The 16,289-nt window shown below is 75.2% G+C and carries 13 protein-coding genes; 4 read left to right on the top strand and 9 right to left on the bottom strand.

The features are described from left to right. The first annotated feature begins 15 nt into the window (after nucleotides 1–15). Both trxB and gloA read left to right on the top strand, forming a co-directional pair. Nucleotides 16–936 carry a thioredoxin-disulfide reductase gene (trxB, locus tag MNY60_RS05245; RefSeq protein WP_242338089.1) on the top strand — a complete coding sequence of 307 codons (921 nt, stop codon included), beginning with the start codon at nucleotides 16–18 and terminating at the stop codon, nucleotides 934–936. A gap of 121 nt (nucleotides 937–1,057) precedes the next feature. Continuing rightward, complete coding sequence (gene gloA, locus MNY60_RS05250) at nucleotides 1,058–1,444, top strand: lactoylglutathione lyase (protein ID WP_242338091.1); 387 nt, start codon at nucleotides 1,058–1,060, stop codon at nucleotides 1,442–1,444. Nucleotides 1,445–1,495: 51 nt separating this feature from the next. On the opposite strand, the gene MNY60_RS05255 is transcribed toward gloA, so the two are convergent. Genes MNY60_RS05255 through MNY60_RS05285 form a run of 7 tightly spaced genes read right to left on the bottom strand, consistent with a single transcriptional unit; the run spans nucleotide 1,496 to nucleotide 10,803 of the window. Then, nucleotides 1,496–3,688 (bottom strand): response regulator, encoded by a 2,193-nt coding sequence (locus tag MNY60_RS05255; RefSeq protein ID WP_242338093.1) that lies wholly within the window; start codon nucleotides 3,686–3,688, stop codon nucleotides 1,496–1,498. After that, nucleotides 3,685–4,752, bottom strand: a complete 1,068-nt coding sequence (gene cheB / locus MNY60_RS05260; protein ID WP_242338095.1) for a chemotaxis-specific protein-glutamate methyltransferase CheB — start codon at nucleotides 4,750–4,752, stop codon at nucleotides 3,685–3,687. Before cheB ends, MNY60_RS05255 begins: the two co-directional genes overlap by 4 nt. After that, a complete protein-coding gene (locus MNY60_RS05265; RefSeq protein WP_242338126.1) occupies nucleotides 4,749–6,806 on the bottom strand; it encodes a response regulator in 2,058 nt (685 codons plus the stop codon). Before MNY60_RS05265 ends, cheB begins: the two co-directional genes overlap by 4 nt. 5 nt (nucleotides 6,807–6,811) lie before the next feature. Next, nucleotides 6,812–8,281, bottom strand: coding sequence for a methyl-accepting chemotaxis protein (locus tag MNY60_RS05270; RefSeq protein ID WP_242338098.1), 1,470 nt, complete (start codon nucleotides 8,279–8,281; stop codon nucleotides 6,812–6,814). Nucleotide 8,282: 1 nt separating this feature from the next. Continuing rightward, nucleotides 8,283–8,801 carry a chemotaxis protein CheW gene (locus MNY60_RS05275; RefSeq protein ID WP_242338100.1) on the bottom strand — a complete coding sequence of 173 codons (519 nt, stop codon included), beginning with the start codon at nucleotides 8,799–8,801 and terminating at the stop codon, nucleotides 8,283–8,285. Then, on the bottom strand, nucleotides 8,798–10,345 hold the full coding sequence (locus MNY60_RS05280) for a CheR family methyltransferase (protein WP_242360127.1): 1,548 nt from the start codon (nucleotides 10,343–10,345) through the stop codon (nucleotides 8,798–8,800). The genes MNY60_RS05275 and MNY60_RS05280 overlap by 4 nt, the downstream gene beginning before the upstream one ends. Next, complete coding sequence (locus MNY60_RS05285) at nucleotides 10,342–10,803, bottom strand: chemotaxis protein CheW (protein WP_242337392.1); 462 nt, start codon at nucleotides 10,801–10,803, stop codon at nucleotides 10,342–10,344. Before MNY60_RS05285 ends, MNY60_RS05280 begins: the two co-directional genes overlap by 4 nt. 362 nt (nucleotides 10,804–11,165) lie before the next feature. Here MNY60_RS05285 and MNY60_RS05290 point away from each other — a divergent pair, with 362 nt between their 5' ends. Next, nucleotides 11,166–12,692, top strand: coding sequence for a hypothetical protein (locus MNY60_RS05290; RefSeq protein WP_242360128.1), 1,527 nt, complete (start codon nucleotides 11,166–11,168; stop codon nucleotides 12,690–12,692). Nucleotides 12,693–12,730: 38 nt separating this feature from the next. Here the strand turns inward: MNY60_RS05290 and MNY60_RS05295 are convergent, their stop codons facing one another. Continuing rightward, the gene (locus tag MNY60_RS05295; RefSeq protein ID WP_242337388.1) at nucleotides 12,731–14,518 is read right to left on the bottom strand and encodes a glycoside hydrolase family 15 protein; all 1,788 of its coding nucleotides are present in this window, start codon (nucleotides 14,516–14,518) and stop codon (nucleotides 12,731–12,733) included. 121 nt (nucleotides 14,519–14,639) lie between these two features. Between MNY60_RS05295 and MNY60_RS05300 the strand changes: the two genes are divergently transcribed. Next, nucleotides 14,640–15,452, top strand: coding sequence for a cation transporter (locus tag MNY60_RS05300; protein ID WP_242337386.1), 813 nt, complete (start codon nucleotides 14,640–14,642; stop codon nucleotides 15,450–15,452). Nucleotides 15,453–15,497: 45 nt separating this feature from the next. On the opposite strand, the gene MNY60_RS05305 is transcribed toward MNY60_RS05300, so the two are convergent. Next, nucleotides 15,498–16,127, bottom strand: a complete 630-nt coding sequence (locus MNY60_RS05305) for a hypothetical protein (protein WP_242337385.1) — start codon at nucleotides 16,125–16,127, stop codon at nucleotides 15,498–15,500. Nucleotides 16,128–16,289 lie beyond the last annotated feature (162 nt).

Here is a 16,289-nt window from a genome sequence, read left to right on the forward strand (position 1 = left end):
CGGGAGCTCCTGGCCATGAACGAGCGCTACGACGTCGTCGTCATCGGGGCTGGACCCGCCGGACTCACCGCCGCCATCTACGCGGCGCGCGCGAGGCTCAGGACGCTCGTGATCGACGAGAGCATCCCGGGCGGGCAGGTGAAGACGACCCACAAGGTGTCGAACTACCCCGGCTTCCCGGAGGACATCCACGGCTCCGAGCTCTCGCTGGCGTTCGCGAGGCAAGCCGAGCGCTTCGGCGCGAAGATCCGCCGCTCGGTCGAGATCACGGCGCACGACCTCGCGCCCTTCGTGAAGACGCTCGAGCTGGACGAGTCGGAGACGGTCGAGGCGCGCGCGGTGATCGTGACGACCGGCGCGAAGCCGCGCCCGCTCGGGGTCCCGGGAGAGGACACGTTCAAGGGCCGCGGCATCTCCTACTGCGCGACCTGCGACGGCGCCTACTTCGAGGGCAAGGACATCCACGTCATCGGCGGCGGGAACTCCGCCGTGGAGGAGGCGCTCTTCCTCACGCAGTTCGCGCGGAGCGTCACCATCGTCCACCAGTTCGAGCAGTTCCAGGCGGAGCCGGCCTCGGTGAGCGAGGCGCTCACGAACCCGAAGATCCAGGTCCTGTTCGGACACGAGCCGCGGGCGTTCCACGGCGAGACGGCGCTCGAGGCGCTCGAGGTCGAGGCGCTGCGGACCCAGGAGCGAAAGCGGCTCCCGACCGACGGCGTGTTCGTGTTCATCGGGATGGTACCGCGCACCGACCTCCTCGCGCGCTACGTCAAGCTCGCCCCGAGCGGCTACGTGAAGACGACCGACGACATGGAGACCGAGATCCCCGGCGTGTACGCCGCGGGCGACATCCGCGTGAAGCGGTTCCGGCAGATCACCACCGCGGTGGCCGACGGCACCATCGCCGCCCTGGCGGCGCAGAAGTATCTCCGCTGAGCGCCGCGGCGGGCGAGCGTGCGGCCCCTGCGAGGGCCGTACGCCGCCGTGGTCGCGTCTCCCCGGGTCCCGTGCTAATCCACGACCGCCGCGACCTCGAACCGGCGGCGAGGAGACGATCGTGCGCATCCTCCACACCATGCTCCGCGTCGGCGATCTCGAGCGCTCCATCGCGTTCTACACCGAGATCCTGGGGATGAAGCTCCTGCGCCGGCAGGACTACCCGGACGGCCGCTTCACGCTCGCGTTCGTGGGCTACGGTCCCGAGTCCGAGCACGCGGCGCTCGAGCTCACGCACAACTGGGACACGAGCTCCTACGATCTCGGCAGCGGCTACGGCCACGTCGCCCTCGAGGTGCCGGACGCCTACGCCGCGTGCGCGGAGATCAAGCGGCGCGGGGGCGTGGTCACCCGCGAGGCCGGGCCGATGAAGCACGGCACGACCGTCATCGCCTTCGTGCAGGACCCCGACGGCTACAAGGTCGAGCTCATCCAGCGCGGGACCTGAACGCCCCAGGAGACGGGTGACGAGCGTCGAGGTGGGGACGGCGCCGGTGCCTCAGCCCGCGCGCGCCGGCAGGTTCACGTAGAACGTCGTGCCCCGCCCCGCCTCGGAGGTGACCGCCACGCTCCCCCCGTGGGCGCGCACGATCTCCCTCACGATGAAGAGGCCGAGTCCCGCCCCGCCGCTCGCGGCCGTGCGGCCGCGCTCGAACGGCTCGAACATGTTGGCGAGGAGCGCGGGGTCGATGGGGGACCCCTCGTTGTGCACCGCGATGACCCTGCGGTCTCCCTCCGCGCTCCACGCGAGCGACACCGCCGCGCCCTCCTGGCTGTAGCGCACCGCGTTCGTGAGCAGGTTCGTGAGCACCTGTCCGATGCGATCCGGATCCCACTCGCCCGACCCGTCGGCGCCGGGGTGGTACGCGATCTTCCGGCCGCCGTTCGCGCTGCTCACCTCCTCGACGATGTCCCGGCAGATGGCGTCGAGATCGGTCGGCTGCGGCGCGATCGGGATCCCCCGTCCGAGCCGGGCCCTCGAGTAGTCCAGCAGGTCATTCACGAGTCGTGACATCCGCGCCGCCGCCCCGGCGGCGCGCCCGAGCACGCGCCGGTGCCGCTCGGAGAGCTGCGGGTCGCGGAGCGCGACGTCGAGGGAGACGCGCACCACCGAGATAGGCGTCCTGAGATCGTGGCCCGTGATGCCGAGGAGGTGCGCCTGCACCTCCTGCGTGCGCCGCCGCTCGGTGACGTCGCGCAGGTAGGCGGTGAGGCCGTCGCGGTGCGGGAACGCGCGGACCTCGATCCACCGCTCTCCCGGCTCGCGCGCCTCGAACGTCACCGGCACCTGGCCCTCGACCGCCCGGTCCAGCTCCGCGCGCGGCTGGCCCCGGGCGAGGAACGGGCAGCGCTCCCAGAGGACCTCGCCGGCGAGCGCGTCGCGCGGGGCCCCCACCATCTCCTCGAGCGCGTGGTTCACGTACACGAAGCGCCAGTCCCGCCCGACCGCGAAGAACGCGTCCGAGATCGTCTCCAGGATCGCCGCGCTGCGCGCGTACCCCTCGCGCGTCCGGTTCTCGTCCTCGAACTGGCTGCGGCGCAGCTGGGCGTGGACGCGCGCGCGCGCCACGAGCGGCCCGCTCGACAGCGGCACGTAGTCGTCGGCGCCGCCCGCGAGCGCGTCCACCGTGGCCTCCGGCTCCGAGCGCTCGCCGACCACGAGGAGCGGCACGTGGCGCCACCTGGCGTCGCCCCGGATGCGCAGGCACGCGGCGGCCGAGGCGTCTCCCTGCCGCGTCGCCTCCACCAGGATCGCGTCGACCCGATCCACCGCGAGGAGCGCGAGGGCCTCCTCGGACGTGGCGGCCGTCACCACGTCGTGCCCCTCGAGGCGCAGCGTCTCGGCGACGTCGCCGAGCGGGGCGGTGCTCGCCCCGAGGACGAGGATGCGCCTCGCCGTGGGCGCGCCGGCCGCGGTCTCCTCGGGGGCCGAGGTCGCGCTCCGGAGCAGCGCCTGGAGCCGCGCGAGCACGAGCTCGTTCCCGTCCTCGTCCTTGCGGACGTAGGCGTCGGCCCCGGCGTCGAGCGCGCTGAGCTCGCCCACGGAACCCGACGCGGTGAGCAGGATGCAGGGGGTCGTGCGGAGCGCCGCGTCGGCGCGGATCTCCCGGATGAACGTGGCGCCGTCCATCCCGGGCATCACGCCGTCGACGACGATGGCGCGCGGCCGCCGCTCGGCGGCGACGCGGAGCCCCTCCTCGCCGCTGCCGACGGTCACCACCTGCAGCCCCGCGCGCTCGAGCGCGTCGCGCAGCTCCTCCCGGGCCGTCACGCTGTCGTCCACGAGCAGCACCGGCCGCGCGGCGGCGCCCAGGTCGGCGCCGGCGCGGCGGCGCACGAGCTCGCGGGCGCGGGCCACGACCTGCGCCGCGTCGTACGGCTTGCCCACGTACTCGTCCGCGCCCGTCTGGAGGCCGCGCACGCGGTGCTGGACCTCCGCCTCCGTGGAGAGGAGCACGACCGGCGTCCCCGCGTGCTGCGGGGAGCCCTTGATCTCGGCGAGCAGCTCCAGGCCGTCGCCGTCGGGGAGGAGCACGTCGAGCACGGCGAGCGCGAACGGCCGGGACGCGAGGGCGCGGCGCGCGCTCGCGACGTCGGCGGCGAGGACGGGCTCGAACCCCGCGGCGGAGAAGGCCTCCTCGAGGTGCATCCTCACGGTCAGGCTGTCGTCGACGACCAGGACGGCGCTCATGGCGACCTCCTGGGCGTGCCGGCGCGCGCCGCGATCGCCGCGCCGATCTCATGGATCGGCAGGACGCGCTGCGCCGCACCGAGGAGGATGGCCTCGCGGGGCATGCCGAACACCACCGAGGTCGCCTCGTCCTGGGCGATCGTGGCCCCGCCCGCCCGCCGGATCGCGAGGAGGCCCTGCGCGCCGTCGCGCCCCATGCCGGTGAGCAGGCAGGCGAGCGCGCCCGCGCCGCCGTCGCGCGCGATCGACTCGAACAGCACGTCCACCGAGGGCTTGCAGCTGTGACGCTCGGGACCGTCGTCGAGCCTGAGGACCCCCCGCTCGACGGCGAGGTGCCGGCCCGGGGGCGCCATGAGGACCGTCGAGGGTCCGCGCTCGGCGAGGCGCTCGCCGTCGCGCGCATACCGGACGCGCAGCGGGGAGAGCCCGTCCAGCCATTCGGCGAACGCGATGCCGAAGGGCTCGTTGATGTGCACGACGAGCAGGATCGGGTGCGGGAACTCCGGCGGGAGCCGGCGGAGGATCTCCACCACCGCCGCCGGCGAGCCGGTCGAGCCGCCGATCGCGACGAGCCGCGTCGGGCCCGCCGGCTCACCCGCGAGCGGCGCCGCCGCGGCCGGCTGCGACATGGCCCCGAGCCGCGCGCGCGGGTGCGTGATCACCTTGATGCGCGAGATGAGCTTCACCGTGCCGCGGAGCCGCTCCTCCCAGACCCCGTCGGGCTCCGTCCCGAGCGGCTTGTCCAGCACGTCGATGGCGCCCGCCGCGAGGGCGTCGTAGGTGCGGAAGAGCTCTCCGCGGTTCGTCGACGCGGAGACGACGAGGATGGGCGTCGGGCAGTACGCCATGATGTACTCGGCCGCGGCGACGCCGGTCATCACGGGCATCATCATGTCGAGGGTGACGACGTCCGGCCGGAGCCGCTGGCACAGCTCGATCCCGCGCCGCCCGTCCTCGGCCTCGCCCACGACCTGGAGCTCCGGGTCCGACGACAGCACCTCGACGAGGCGCTTGCGGACGGTGAGCGAGTCCTCCACGACGAGCACGCGTATCGGCACGGTCACCCCAGGAGCTCCTCGATGGTCGCGAGCAGGCGCGCCTGATCGAACTCGCTCTTCACCACGTACGCGCTCGCCCCCGCGGCGAGGCCGCGCGCCCGGTCCTCCGGCGCCCCCCGGGACGTCACGAGGATCGCCGGGGTGGACGAGAGCCGGGGGTCCGCGCGCGTCACGCGCACGAACTCGAACCCGTCCATGCCGGGCATCTCGACGTCGACGAGGAAGAGCCCGAACCTCCGGGTGCGCGCCTTCTCGAGCGCCTCCTCGGCGGAGACGGCGAGGTCCACCTCGTGCCCCGCGGACTCGAGGATGCTCTGCTCGAGCATGCGCGTCGTGAGCGAGTCGTCGACGACCAGGATCGGCGCCCGCGGCGCGCGCGCCTCCTCCACCTGGGTGGAGCGGCCCCGCGCCGCCGCGACGAGCCCTGCCGGATCGAGGACGAGGCGCGGGTTCCCCTCGCCGTCGAGCGCCGCGCCCGCCACGGCCGGATCGAGCCGCAGGTACGCCGGCAGCGGGCGCACCACGACCTCCGCGGTGCCCACCAGGCGATCGGTCCCCAGGACGATGCGTCCCCCCGCCGCCTCGACGACCACCGCGGACCAGGCGCGGCGGGAGCCGGACGGCCGAGGGCGGCCGAGCACGCTCGCGAGCGGAACGAACGGCAGGAGCGCGCCGCCGAGGGCGACGGCCGCCCCCTCGGCCGTGTGCGCCACGCGGTCGCTCTCGAGGAACGTCGCGCTCCGGACGGCGTCGAGCGGCACCGCCGCCACCGCCCCCGAGGCCTCCACCTGCAGCGCGGTGAGGGCCGTGAGCGACTCGGGCACGACCACCTCCACCTGCGTCCCGCGCCCGCGCTCGGTGCGGATCGCGACCTCCGCGTGAAGGCGCGCGGCGACGTCGCGCACGACGTCCAGCCCCACCCCGCGCCCGGCGACGTCCGTGACGGTGGCGCTCGTCGAGAGGCCGCCTCGCAGGAGGAGCGCGGTGAGCGCCGCGTCGTCGAGCGCGGCAGAGTCGGCGGCGGAGACGAGCCCCTTGCGCGCGGCGGCGGCCCGGACCGCCTCGAGATCGACCCCGCGCCCGTCGTCCACGCAGCGGAACGCGACCCGCGTCCCGCGCCGCTCTACCTCGATCCGGACCCGGCCCGGCGCGGCCTTCCCGCGCGCGGCGCGCTCGGCCGCCGGCTCGATCCCGTGCGCCACGGCGTTGCGCACCGCGTGCAGGAGCGCCTCGCGCATCGCCGTGAGGACGTTCGCCTCCACGCGCACGCCGCCGCCCGCGAGCTCGAAGGTCACCGTGCGCTCGAGCGCGCGCGCGGCGTCCCGGGTCGCGCGCTCGAGCGGCCCCGCGATGGCCCTGGCCGGCAGGAGCCGGAGCCTGTCGGCGGCGTGCCGGACCTCTCCGAGCTCGCGCTCGGCCTGATCCGCCCGGACGTCGAGCGCGCGGTGCGCCCCATCGAGCGTCCGCGCGAGCTCGTCGACGAGCGGCCGCAGGCGCGCGGGCGGCGGGCCGCCTTCGCCGCGCCGCACCGAGAGCTGATCGGCCAGGGCCCGCGCGATCTCCTTCGCGTGATCGAGCGTCCCGAGCTGCCGCCGGAGGGTCGCGAGGTGGACGCCCGCCTCGAGCGTGGTCTCGACGACGGCGTCCACCTCGTGGAGATCGACGCGCACGGTGCGGATCGGCCCGTCCGGGCGCGCGGAGGGCGCCGCGTCCCCCGGCGCGGGCGCGGTGGGCGGCGGCGACGGCTGATCGAGCGCGGTGACCGCGGCGGACATCTCGTCCACGAGGCGCAGGAGCTCGTCCGTCCGCTCGCGAGGCACGGGCGGGTCGCCCGCGTCGCGGTGCGCGGCGAGCGCGTCCTCGGCCGCGTGCGCGCGGTCGCCGATCCCCTGGATCTGCACCACCCGCGCCGCGCCCTTGAGCGTGTGCGCGAGCCTGAGCAGCCGCGCGACCACCGCGCGGTCCTCCGGCGACCGCTCGAGCTCGAGGAGCCCGCGCGAGAGCCCGTCGAGCAGCTCGCGCGCCTCGATCCGGAAGTACTTGTAGCGATCGCGGGCCATCGCGCTCACGCGGCGTCGCGCTTCTGCACGAGCCGGGCGAGGTCGCGGGACATCGCCGCGAGCTCGGAGGCGGTCTGCAGGGACTGCCCGGAGCTCGCCTCCGCCTCGCGCGTCGCCTGCGCGACGTTCGCGATCGCCTCGTTCACCTGCTCGACCGCGGTCGCCTGCTGCTTCGTGGAGAGCTCGATCTCGCGGGCGGAGTCGGTGGTCGAGCCGACGAGGCGCGCGATCTGGGAGAACGCGGCGGCCAGCTCCGCGAACTGGCGCGCGCCCGCCTCGGCTGCCTTGGAGCCGCTCTCCGTGGCCATCACCGTCGTGTTCACCGCGGCCCGGACCTCGTCCACGAGCACGCGGATGTCCTTCGTCGAGCCGGCGACGCGGTCGGCGAGCTTGCGGATCTCCTCGGCGACCACCTGGAACCGCTTCCCCGCCTCGCCCGCGCCCGCCGCCTCGATGGTGGCGTTGATGGCGAGGATGTTGGTCTGCTCGGCGAGCTCGTTGATGATCTCGACGACGCCGCCGATGTGCTGCGACTTGCGGCCGAGGTCGAGCATGTGATCGACGATGAGCTCCACCTGGCGGCGGATGCCCCCCACCGCCTCCTGGCTGCGCTGGACCGCGTGATCCCCGGTCCGGGCGGCGGAGGCGGTGTCGGACGCGATGGACGCGACGCGCTGGGAGCTCTCCGAGATCTGCCGCGAGGTCGCGAGCAGCTCGTTGATGGTGGTCGTGATCTCGGCCATCGCGCTCGCCTGCTGCTTCGCGCCGGTCGCCTGCTGGCCCGCGGCCGCCTTGAGCTCGGCGGAGGACGTCTCCACGTGGCGGACCGCCCCGGCGATCTGGCGCGAGAGCGTGCGCCCGAGCAGGATCGCGAGCGCGGCCGCGAGGGCGACGCCGGCGACCGAGAGGACCACCACCACCCGGCTCGCGTCGGCCGCCGCCTCGGTGGACTGGCGCCGCCGCGCCTCGAGCAGCTCGCGCTGCCGGGCGATGTAGGTCTCGACCGCGGCGTTGAGCCGCTCGCGCAGGGGCCTCACGTCCCGCTCGAGCCGCGCCGCCGAGACCTCGAGCTTCTCCCGGGGAGCGTCCGCGAGGATCGCGTCCACCGCGGCCCCGTGCTCCCCCTCGACGCGGGCGACCTCGTCGAGCAGCCGGCGGAGCGCGTCGTCGTGCTCCTGCGCGAGCAGCTCGTCGAGGACGCGGCGCATCTCCCCCCGCGCCGTCCGCATCGCCTCGAGGTAGCGCGCGTCGTTCGTCATGACGTACGCCCGCGCCTCCGCCGCCTTCCTGAAGCTCATCGCGTTCAGGCGCTCGGCGCTCACGAGCCGCCGCGCCGCGAGCTCGATGACCGCGTCCTTGCTCGCCACCGTCTCGCGGAGGGAGAGGACGGCGACGCCCGCGATCGCGAGCGCGACCACGACGACGAGGGCGAACCCCAGCGCGAGCTTCTGCGAGAACGTGAGCCTTCGCTCCATGTCACTCTCCAGGTCGGTGTTCCGTGATGGCGCGCAGGACCGATGGGAGGCTCACCACCGGACGCCCCGCGCCGCCCAGCTCCGCGATCTCCGGGAGGTGGCCCAGCCCCTCCCCCGCCGCCCGCTGCAGCGCCGACGGCGGCACGAGCACGTGCCCCTCGATCGCCTCGAACGCCAGCGCGACCCGCTCCTCGCGGCCAGCGAGCAGCATCCACCGCGGCGCCTCGCCGGCGTCGGGGAGCCCGAGCAACCGGGCGAGGCTGAACACGGGCAGGACCGCCCCGCGGTGGCCGCAGACGCCGAGCACCTCGGGCCGCCGGCTCGGGACCGGCACGACGACCCTCGCCGGGAGGAGCCCGGCGCTCTCGAGCACGCGGACCGCGAGCTCGGCGCCGCCCGCGCGGAGCGCGAGCAGCGGGACCAGATCGCGCCGTGCCCCCTGGGAGGGCGCCGCGAACGCGGCGTCGAAGGCCGCCCGCAGCGCGGCGACCGTTCCCTCGAGGGTCGTCTCGTCGCTCACGCCGTCCCCCCGGATGCGCCGAGCTCGGCGCGGCACACCTCCAGCAGCCCTTCGCGCGTGAACCCGCCGCCGAGCAGGAGGATGCGCGACCCGTCCTCGCCGGCGAGCAGCACGCGGGCGCGCGCGAGCTCCCGACGCGCGAGCTCGAGATCGCCGGCGCGCTTCGCGAGGAGGCCGAGGTGGAGGCGCGGCATCGCGAACGTCGGGTCCAGGTAGAGCGCGTAGCGATCGTGGTCCGCGGCGGCGAGCGGGTCGCCCGCGTGCTCGCGGCAGAGCGCGCGGAGGTAGTGGGCCTCGGCGTTGAGCTCGTCGCGCTCGAGGATGCGCGCGCAGACGTGCTCCGCGCCCGCCAGGTCGCCGCTGCTCGTCAGGAGGACCGCGCGGAGGAGCAGCGCGTCGACGTCCTCCTCGCCGGCGGCCGGCCGCGGGCCCAGCGCGGCGAGGGCGTCGGCGAACCGCTCTCGCCGCAGGAGCTCGAGCGCGAGCGCGACGCGCGCGCCGTCGGCGGACGGGGCCGCGTCGGCCTGGGCCGGCGGGGCGTCCTGCCCGGCAGGTGCGTCCCGCGGCGCGGGCGCGCGCGCCGCCGCGGCGAACCGGGCGACGCGCTCCGAGGCGTCCTGGATGGCCTGCACCCACGCCGTCCGCGCGTCGGGCGGGGGCGTCGGCGCCGGGAGCTCCTCCTGCGTCAGGGCGGGCGCGAGCCCGCGCTCGTCGGCGCCCCGGGACTGGTAGTAGAAGGTCCCGTGCGACTGCCGCAGGTGGTAGTCGGTCGAGACGCCGCGCAGCGTCTCGGCGTGGCCGAGGAAGAGATAGCCGCCGGGCACGAGCGCGCCGGCGATCCGCGCGACCACGCGCCGGAACACCTCGGGCGAGAAGTACATGACGACGTTCCGGCAGAAGACGACGTCCCAGCTCCCGGGCGCCCACAGCTCGGGATCCTCGTCGACGAGGTTCCGCTCCTCGAACGTGACGAGGGCCCGCACGTCGTCGACCACTCGGAAGTCGCGGCCCTCCGGGCGGAAGAAGCGGGCGCGCAGCGCGGGCGACGTCTGCCGCAGCGACCAGGCCGAGTAGCGCGCCTCGCGCGCCCGGGCGATCGCGGCCGGGTTGACGTCGATCCCGTGCACGCGCACGTCCCAGGACGCGAGCTGCGGCGTAGCGCGGACGAGCATCGCGAGCGTGTACGGCTCCTCGCCCGAGGCGCACCCGGCGGACAGGAGCCGGAGCCGGCGGTCGACGCCGCGCCGGCTCACCCGGTCCGGCAGCACCGCGCCCGTGAACGCCTCCATGTCGTTGGTGTTCCGGAAGAAGTAGGTCTCGCCGACCGTGAGCCGCTCGGCCAGGGCCCGGACCTCGTCGCCGCTCGCGTCCGTCGAGAGCCGCGCGACGTACGCGTCGATGGACCGGACCCCGGTCGCCTCGGCCCGCTCGCCCGCGACCTGCGCGAGGAGGTCCAGCTTGTCGTCGTCGAACCGCAGCCCGAGCCGGGCGCCCAGCGCGCGGCGGAAGCGCTCCACCTGATCCGGGCGGGCCGGGCCGATCACGCGACGTCCTCCTGCCCGGTGATGGCGCGCCACGCGCCGTCCGGCACGATCCGCGCCGCGCGCAGGAGGACGAGCAGCTCGCCGTCGAGCGCGCCGAGCGCCTCGATGGCGCCGCCGTCCGCGGCGCCGAGGAGCGGCGTCGCCGTCCGGTCCCCGCCGGCGATCGACGCGACGCCCGTGACGGAGTCCACCGCGAGCGCGGCGGGACGAGCGCCGCAGCGGACGAGGACGAAGCGGGTCGCCGGCGCGGGGGCGACGCCGAGGAACGCGCCGAGCTCCACCACGGGGACGGCCGCGCCGCGCACCACGGCGCCCCCGAGCACGAACGGCGGGAGCCCCGCGCACGGCGTCGTGGGGAGCGGACGCAGGGTCTCGATCACCTGGGAGAGCGGGATCGCGCACGCACGCCCGCCGGCGCGGACGAGCAGGACGGATTCGCGCTTTCCTTCCGGGTCCACGACGCCTCCAGACGGGGCATTCACCGTAGGCGACCGGAGGGCCGGGCCGCAAGCATCCGAGCGCCGCTCGGTCGATCCGCCGGTCAGCCGGCGGGAGCCTGGTCGGTCGCGTCGGGACCTCGTCGAGGACTCGCGGGGGCGGAGTTCCGCCCACCGTTCTGCGCCTCGCCGGCAGCAAGCCCCCGGGACGGGAATCCCCCTGCGTGCCTCGGCCGTGGGGCCGTCCCGTGGCGGCAGTTGCTCGCGCGCGGCGCGACGCTCAGCGTCCCGACGTGAAGCCGCTCGTGTGACGGCAGGGCGAGCGGCGCGTCGTCGAAAGGGGAAGCGGAGTGAGCGGACGTCTCGGCAGGAAGTGGGTCTTCGTGGCAGCCACCCTCCTCGCGGCGTGTGGCGGCGGTGGCGGCGACGGCGCGAAGCAGCCGCAGGAGCAGCCTCCGCCGGTGGTGCCTCCGCCGGTGCAGCCGCCGGTGGATCCTCCCGTCGTCGTGCCGCCGCCCGACGCTCAGCCGGCGGTGACGCTCGCGGCGCCGGCCACCGTCGGCAGCTGGTCGTTCTACGCCGCCGAGGGAGACAAGGTCGGGGTCTACGACGCGTCGCCCGACGAGGCCGGCAACGTGTACGTGGCGGCGGGCGCGGCGGTGTTCGCGAAGGCGCGCTCCGACGCCGAGTTCAAGGCCTTCGACGCGAAGTCCGCGGGGCTCACCACGAACTGCGACGAGGCGCAGACGCTGCTGTGCCCCGTCATCTCGGTCGCCGGCGCCGCGCCGGGCCGCGCGGTGCTCGGCTTCATGGGGATGGGCACCGACGGCGACCTCGACCCGGAGTGGTGGATGTCGTCGGGCGGAGCGGACGTGGTCGACTTCGACGCGGCGGCGGGCACGCTCGCGCGCGCGCGGCACGTGTTCATCGCGGCGCCCCCGGAGCGCGTGAACGAGACGGGCGCCTACGACTTCTGGAACCTCGGCCGCAAGAAGGTCCGCCAGGTGCACCGCATCGCGGTCGAGCACGACACCGCGCGCGGCTCACACTACGGGGACGTCTGGTTCGCCGGCTCGCACGGCTCGTTCTCGGTCCTCATCGCGAACGCCGCGGAGCGCGGCTGGCACGTGGACGCCACGAAGTACCCCGGCTTCGAGGCCGCGCAGGACGTGTGGGAGCACGATCACCCGGATCTCCGCGGCGTCATCTACGAGAACGGCGTCCCCCGGAAGCCGGGCGGGGAGATGATCACCGGCACCGCCACCGCCCTCGCCATCGACCCGACGACGGGGGATCCGTGGGCCGCGAACGGCATCCGGCTCGCGGTGAAGAAGGGCGCGGGGGCGCGCGCCGACGGCTGGAACGCGCCGATGTTCCCGCCGAAGGACGGCGACTGGTCGGCCTGGACCGGGTTCTACGACGTCTGGCCGGACCCGATCTTCACGTCCGCCACCGAGTTCTGGGCGAACAACCCCGCCTACCAGGACGCGGTGAGCTCGATCTCCTTCTGCCCGGACGGGACGCTCTGGATCGCCTCCGAGATCCACGGGCTCGCGCGCCGCGCGCCGGGCGAGCCGCTCCTGGACGACGTGTTCGAGCACGTCGCCATCCCGCCGGAGTACTGCTGGGACGAGGCCGGCACGTCCGTGTGCGCGGTGTACTCGGTCGCCTGCGACCCGAAGGACGGCTCTGTCTGGGCCGGCCTCGGCTACGGCGTCATCGGCCGCTACAAGGACGGCGCCTGGACGTTCCCGGTCCCGAAGACCGCCCCGCTCTTCGCGCAGCAGAACCCGGTCGGCTCGATCCAGATCGACGCCTACGCGGGCGTGGACGGCCGGATCGTCTACTTCAGCCACATGGCGACCTGGAAGGGCGCGAACGGCGGCCTCACCGTCTACCGGGGACCGTAGCGCGCCTCACGCGGGACCGCGAGCCCGGCGCGCACCGCTCAGCGCGACCGCCGGCTCGCGGGCCCGCACCCGCGGGCCAGCACCTCGGCGCTGCCGACGAGCGCCATGTGGCTGAACGCCTGCGGGTAGTTCCCGACGAGCCGCCGCGCGCCCGGGTCGTACTGCTCGCTGAGCAGCCCCACGTCGTTCGCGAGGCTGCTCACGCGCTCGAACAGGCGCACCGCCTCGTCCCGCCGCCCGGCGAGCGCGAGCGCGTCCACCATCCAGAACGAGCAGGCGAGGAAGATCCCCTCCCCCGGCGGCAGCCCGTCGGGCGTGGTCGCGGTGTCGTAGCGGCGCACGAGGCCGTCGTCCACGAGCTCGCGCCCGATCGCGTCGATGGTCCCGAGCACGCGCGGGTCCCGCGGGGGCAGGAACCCGACCACCGGGATGACGAGCAGGCTCGCGTCGAGGTCCTTCGCGCCGTAGCGCTGCACGAACGCGCCACGCTCGACGTCGTAGCCGCGCCGGCAGACCTCCTCGTGGATCTGCTTGCGCAGCGCCCGCCAGCGCTCGACCGGGGCCTCGAGCCCGAACCGGCGCACCGCCCGGATGGCGCGGTCGAACGCGACCCACGCCATCACCTTCGAGTGCGTGAACATCTGGCGCCCGGCGCGCACCTCCCAGATCCCCTCGTCCGGCTCGTCCCAGCGCCCCTCGAGCGCCTCGAGCAGCGCCCGCTGCATGCGCCACCCCTCGGGCCGCGGCGAGAGGCCGGCCTCCTCCGCCTGGAACAGGCTGTCCATCACCTCGCCGTAGACGTCGAGCTGGAGCTGGCGGTGCGCGGCGTTGCCGACCCGCACCGGTCGCGAGCCCTCGTACCCCGCGAGCCACGGCACCTCCCGCTCGTCGAGCCGCCGCTCCCCGGCGAGGCCGTACATGATCTGCAGCTTCTCCGGATCGCCCGCGACGGCGCGGAGGAGCCAGTCCCGCCACGCCGCCGCCTCCTCGCGATAGCCCGCGTCGACGAGCGCGGTGAGCGCGAGGGTGGCGTCGCGGATCCAGCAGTAGCGGTAGTCCCAGTTGCGCACGCCGCCGAGCCGCTCGGGCAGCGAGGTCGTGGCCGCCGCCACGAGGCCTCCCGTGGGCGCGTACGTGAGCGCCTTGAGCGTGACCAGGGACCGGATGACCTCGTCGCGCCACGGGCCCTCGTGCGTGCAGCGCGCGACCCAGCCCGCCCAGAACCGCTCGGTGTTCTCCAGCTGGACGAGCGGGTCGATCGGGCGCGGCGGCGCGCGGTGCGAGGGGAACCAGGTGAGCGCGAAGGGCACCCGCTGCCCCGCCTCGACCTCGAAGGTGCGCCGCGCGCAAGCGTCCTCGAGCTCGCACGCGAGCGGCGAGCGGAGCAGCACCGCGTCCGGTCCCGCCAGCGCCTCGACCCCGCCGTCGAGCCGGCGCAGCCAGGGGCGGCGCGCGCCGTACTCCATCCTGAGCCGCAGCTCGAAGTCGATCGCGACGCGCCCCTCGACGCCCTCGACGACGCGCACGAGGTCGGGCACGTCCGCGCGCGGCGGCATGCAGTCGACGAGGCGGACACGCCCGCCGTCCACCTCGAAGTCCGTCTCGAGCACGAGCGTGCCGGGGTGGTAGCGCCGCGTCACGCGGCGCGGCGCGAGGCTCGGCGCGATGCGCCAGCGCCCGTCGTCCGGACCACCGAGCAGCGCGGCGAAGCACGCATCCGAGTCGAACCGCGGCCAGCACAGCCAGTCCACCGAACCGTCGCGGCCGACGAGGGCGGCGCTCTGCATGTCCCCGACGAGCGCGTAGTCCTCGATCCGAAGCGCCATGCCCGGGTGCTAATCCAGGCGCCTGGCGGTCGCCTCTCCCGTCGCGGCGGCGAGCGGGTTCCCCCGCGGGCTGGCGGTGCGAAGGTGGCCATCACGGCGCGGACGCGGTAACGAACGGCCGATGGGCTCCCCTCACCCCGTGACGCTGCGCCGCACCCTGTTCTCGGTCCCGAAGATGGACTGTCCGTCCGAGGAGCGGCTCATCCGGATGGCGCTCGACGGTGCCGAGATCGGAGGGCTCCGCTTCGACCTCGCCGCGCGGGAGGTCGCCGTCGTGCACGGGGGCGACGCCTCCGCGCTCCTCGCCCGCCTCGTGCCGCTCGGGCTCGGCGCAGTGGTCCTTCGGAGCGAGGCGGCGGCAGCGAGCGCCGGCGCGGTGGACACGGACGCTCGGGAGGCGGGGACGCTCCGCGCGGTCCTCGCGATCAACGCCGCGATGTTCGCGGTGGAGCTCGTGTCCGGCTGGCTCGCGCAGTCGATGGGGCTCGTCGCAGACTCGCTCGACATGCTCGCCGACGCGGCGGTGTACGCGCTGGCGCTCTACGCCGTCGGGAAGCCCGCGGCGCTCAAGGTCCGGGCCGCGCACGTCTCCGGCTGGCTGCAGGCCGCGCTCGCGCTGGGGGCGCTCGGGGACGTCGTGCGGCGGCTCGCGGCGGGCAGCGCGCCCGAGGCCCCCGCCATGATGGGGATCTCGCTCCTCGCGCTCGCCGCCAACGTCTCCTCGCTCCTCCTCGTGTCGCGCCACCGCGACGGGGGCGCGCACATGAAGGCGAGCGTCATCTTCTCGACGAACGACGTGCTCGCGAACCTGGGCGTCATCCTCGCGGGCGCCCTCGTCGCGATCACCGGCTCCCGGCTGCCCGACCTCGCGGTCGGCGCTGCGGTCGCCGCCATGGTGCTCGTGGGCGGGATCCGGATCCTGCGGCTACGTTGAGAGGACGCCGGCCGCGCGGGGCGGCCGGCGTCCTCCGCCCGTCGCTCAGGGTGCCGCGGCGGGCTGCACGCCGGCGGTGCCGTCGCACGCGTACGGACATGCGGTGCCGTCGGCGCAGGCGCCCATCGCGTACGTCCCGTCGGGGTTCGCCAGGCAGGCGCCCGGCCCCGTGCCCTCGCCCAGCATCGCCTGGCAGCGCACGCGCTGCTGCTCGAGCCAGCCGCTCATCTGACAGAGGTGCTGCTGCATCTCCGCGTGGTTCGCGAGGGCGTCCCCGGCGCACGCTACCGCCTGGTGGCGGGCGAGCTCCGTCGTCATCGCCGCGACGCCGCAGGAGAGATCGGCGCCGCCGCTCTGCATGCCCATCCCGCCGGTCATGCCCATTCCGCTCGTCCCACCCATGTGCTGGCCGTCGCCCGCGAGCGCGCCGCTCATCTGGCGCATGCGCTCCAGCGCCGGGCCGGCGGCCGCGCCGTACCGCGCCTGCGCCGCCTGGCAGGCGTCGGTGGTGCTCGCCGTGGACGCCTCGGACTGGTAGGTCTGGACCGCCGTCGCGAGGTCCCCCCGCGCCGCCTGGTACGCCTGGACCTGCGTGTCCACTCCGCCGCTCTCCGCGCCGCCGCACGCGCTCGCCAGCGCGGCGACGATCCCGAACATCCAGCTCTTCGTCCTCACGTCTCTACCTCTTGCGAGCGAGGTACTCCGCGGAGAGGCGCTCGCCTCCGGCTCCGGGCCGCGGCGTGCTCCGGCGCGCCGCGACCCCTCTCCATCGCAGTCGGCGTGCCACCGCTGCCGCAGCCCCGAAACGGCTGCATTTCAGGCGGATGTGAGCGCGGC

Origin of the sequence: Anaeromyxobacter sp. SG17, assembly GCF_022690695.1 — a bacterium.
Classification (GTDB): Bacteria; Myxococcota; Myxococcia; order Myxococcales; family Anaeromyxobacteraceae; genus Anaeromyxobacter; species Anaeromyxobacter soli.

What these genes read in the sequence shown, in the direction of transcription:
- MNY60_RS05270 (WP_242338098.1), bottom strand. Translation starts at nt 8,281, where the DNA reads ATGGAGCGAAGGCTCACGTTCTCGCAGAAGCTCGCGCTGGGGTTCGCC.
- MNY60_RS05255 (WP_242338093.1), bottom strand. Translation starts at nt 3,688, where the DNA reads ATGAGCGCCGTCCTGGTCGTCGACGACAGCCTGACCGTGAGGATGCAC.
- MNY60_RS05265 (WP_242338126.1), bottom strand. Translation starts at nt 6,806, where the DNA reads ATGGCCCGCGATCGCTACAAGTACTTCCGGATCGAGGCGCGCGAGCTG.
- trxB (WP_242338089.1), top strand. Translation starts at nt 16, where the DNA reads ATGAACGAGCGCTACGACGTCGTCGTCATCGGGGCTGGACCCGCCGGA.
- MNY60_RS05300 (WP_242337386.1), top strand. Translation starts at nt 14,640, where the DNA reads ATGGGCTCCCCTCACCCCGTGACGCTGCGCCGCACCCTGTTCTCGGTC.
- MNY60_RS05295 (WP_242337388.1), bottom strand. Translation starts at nt 14,518, where the DNA reads ATGGCGCTTCGGATCGAGGACTACGCGCTCGTCGGGGACATGCAGAGC.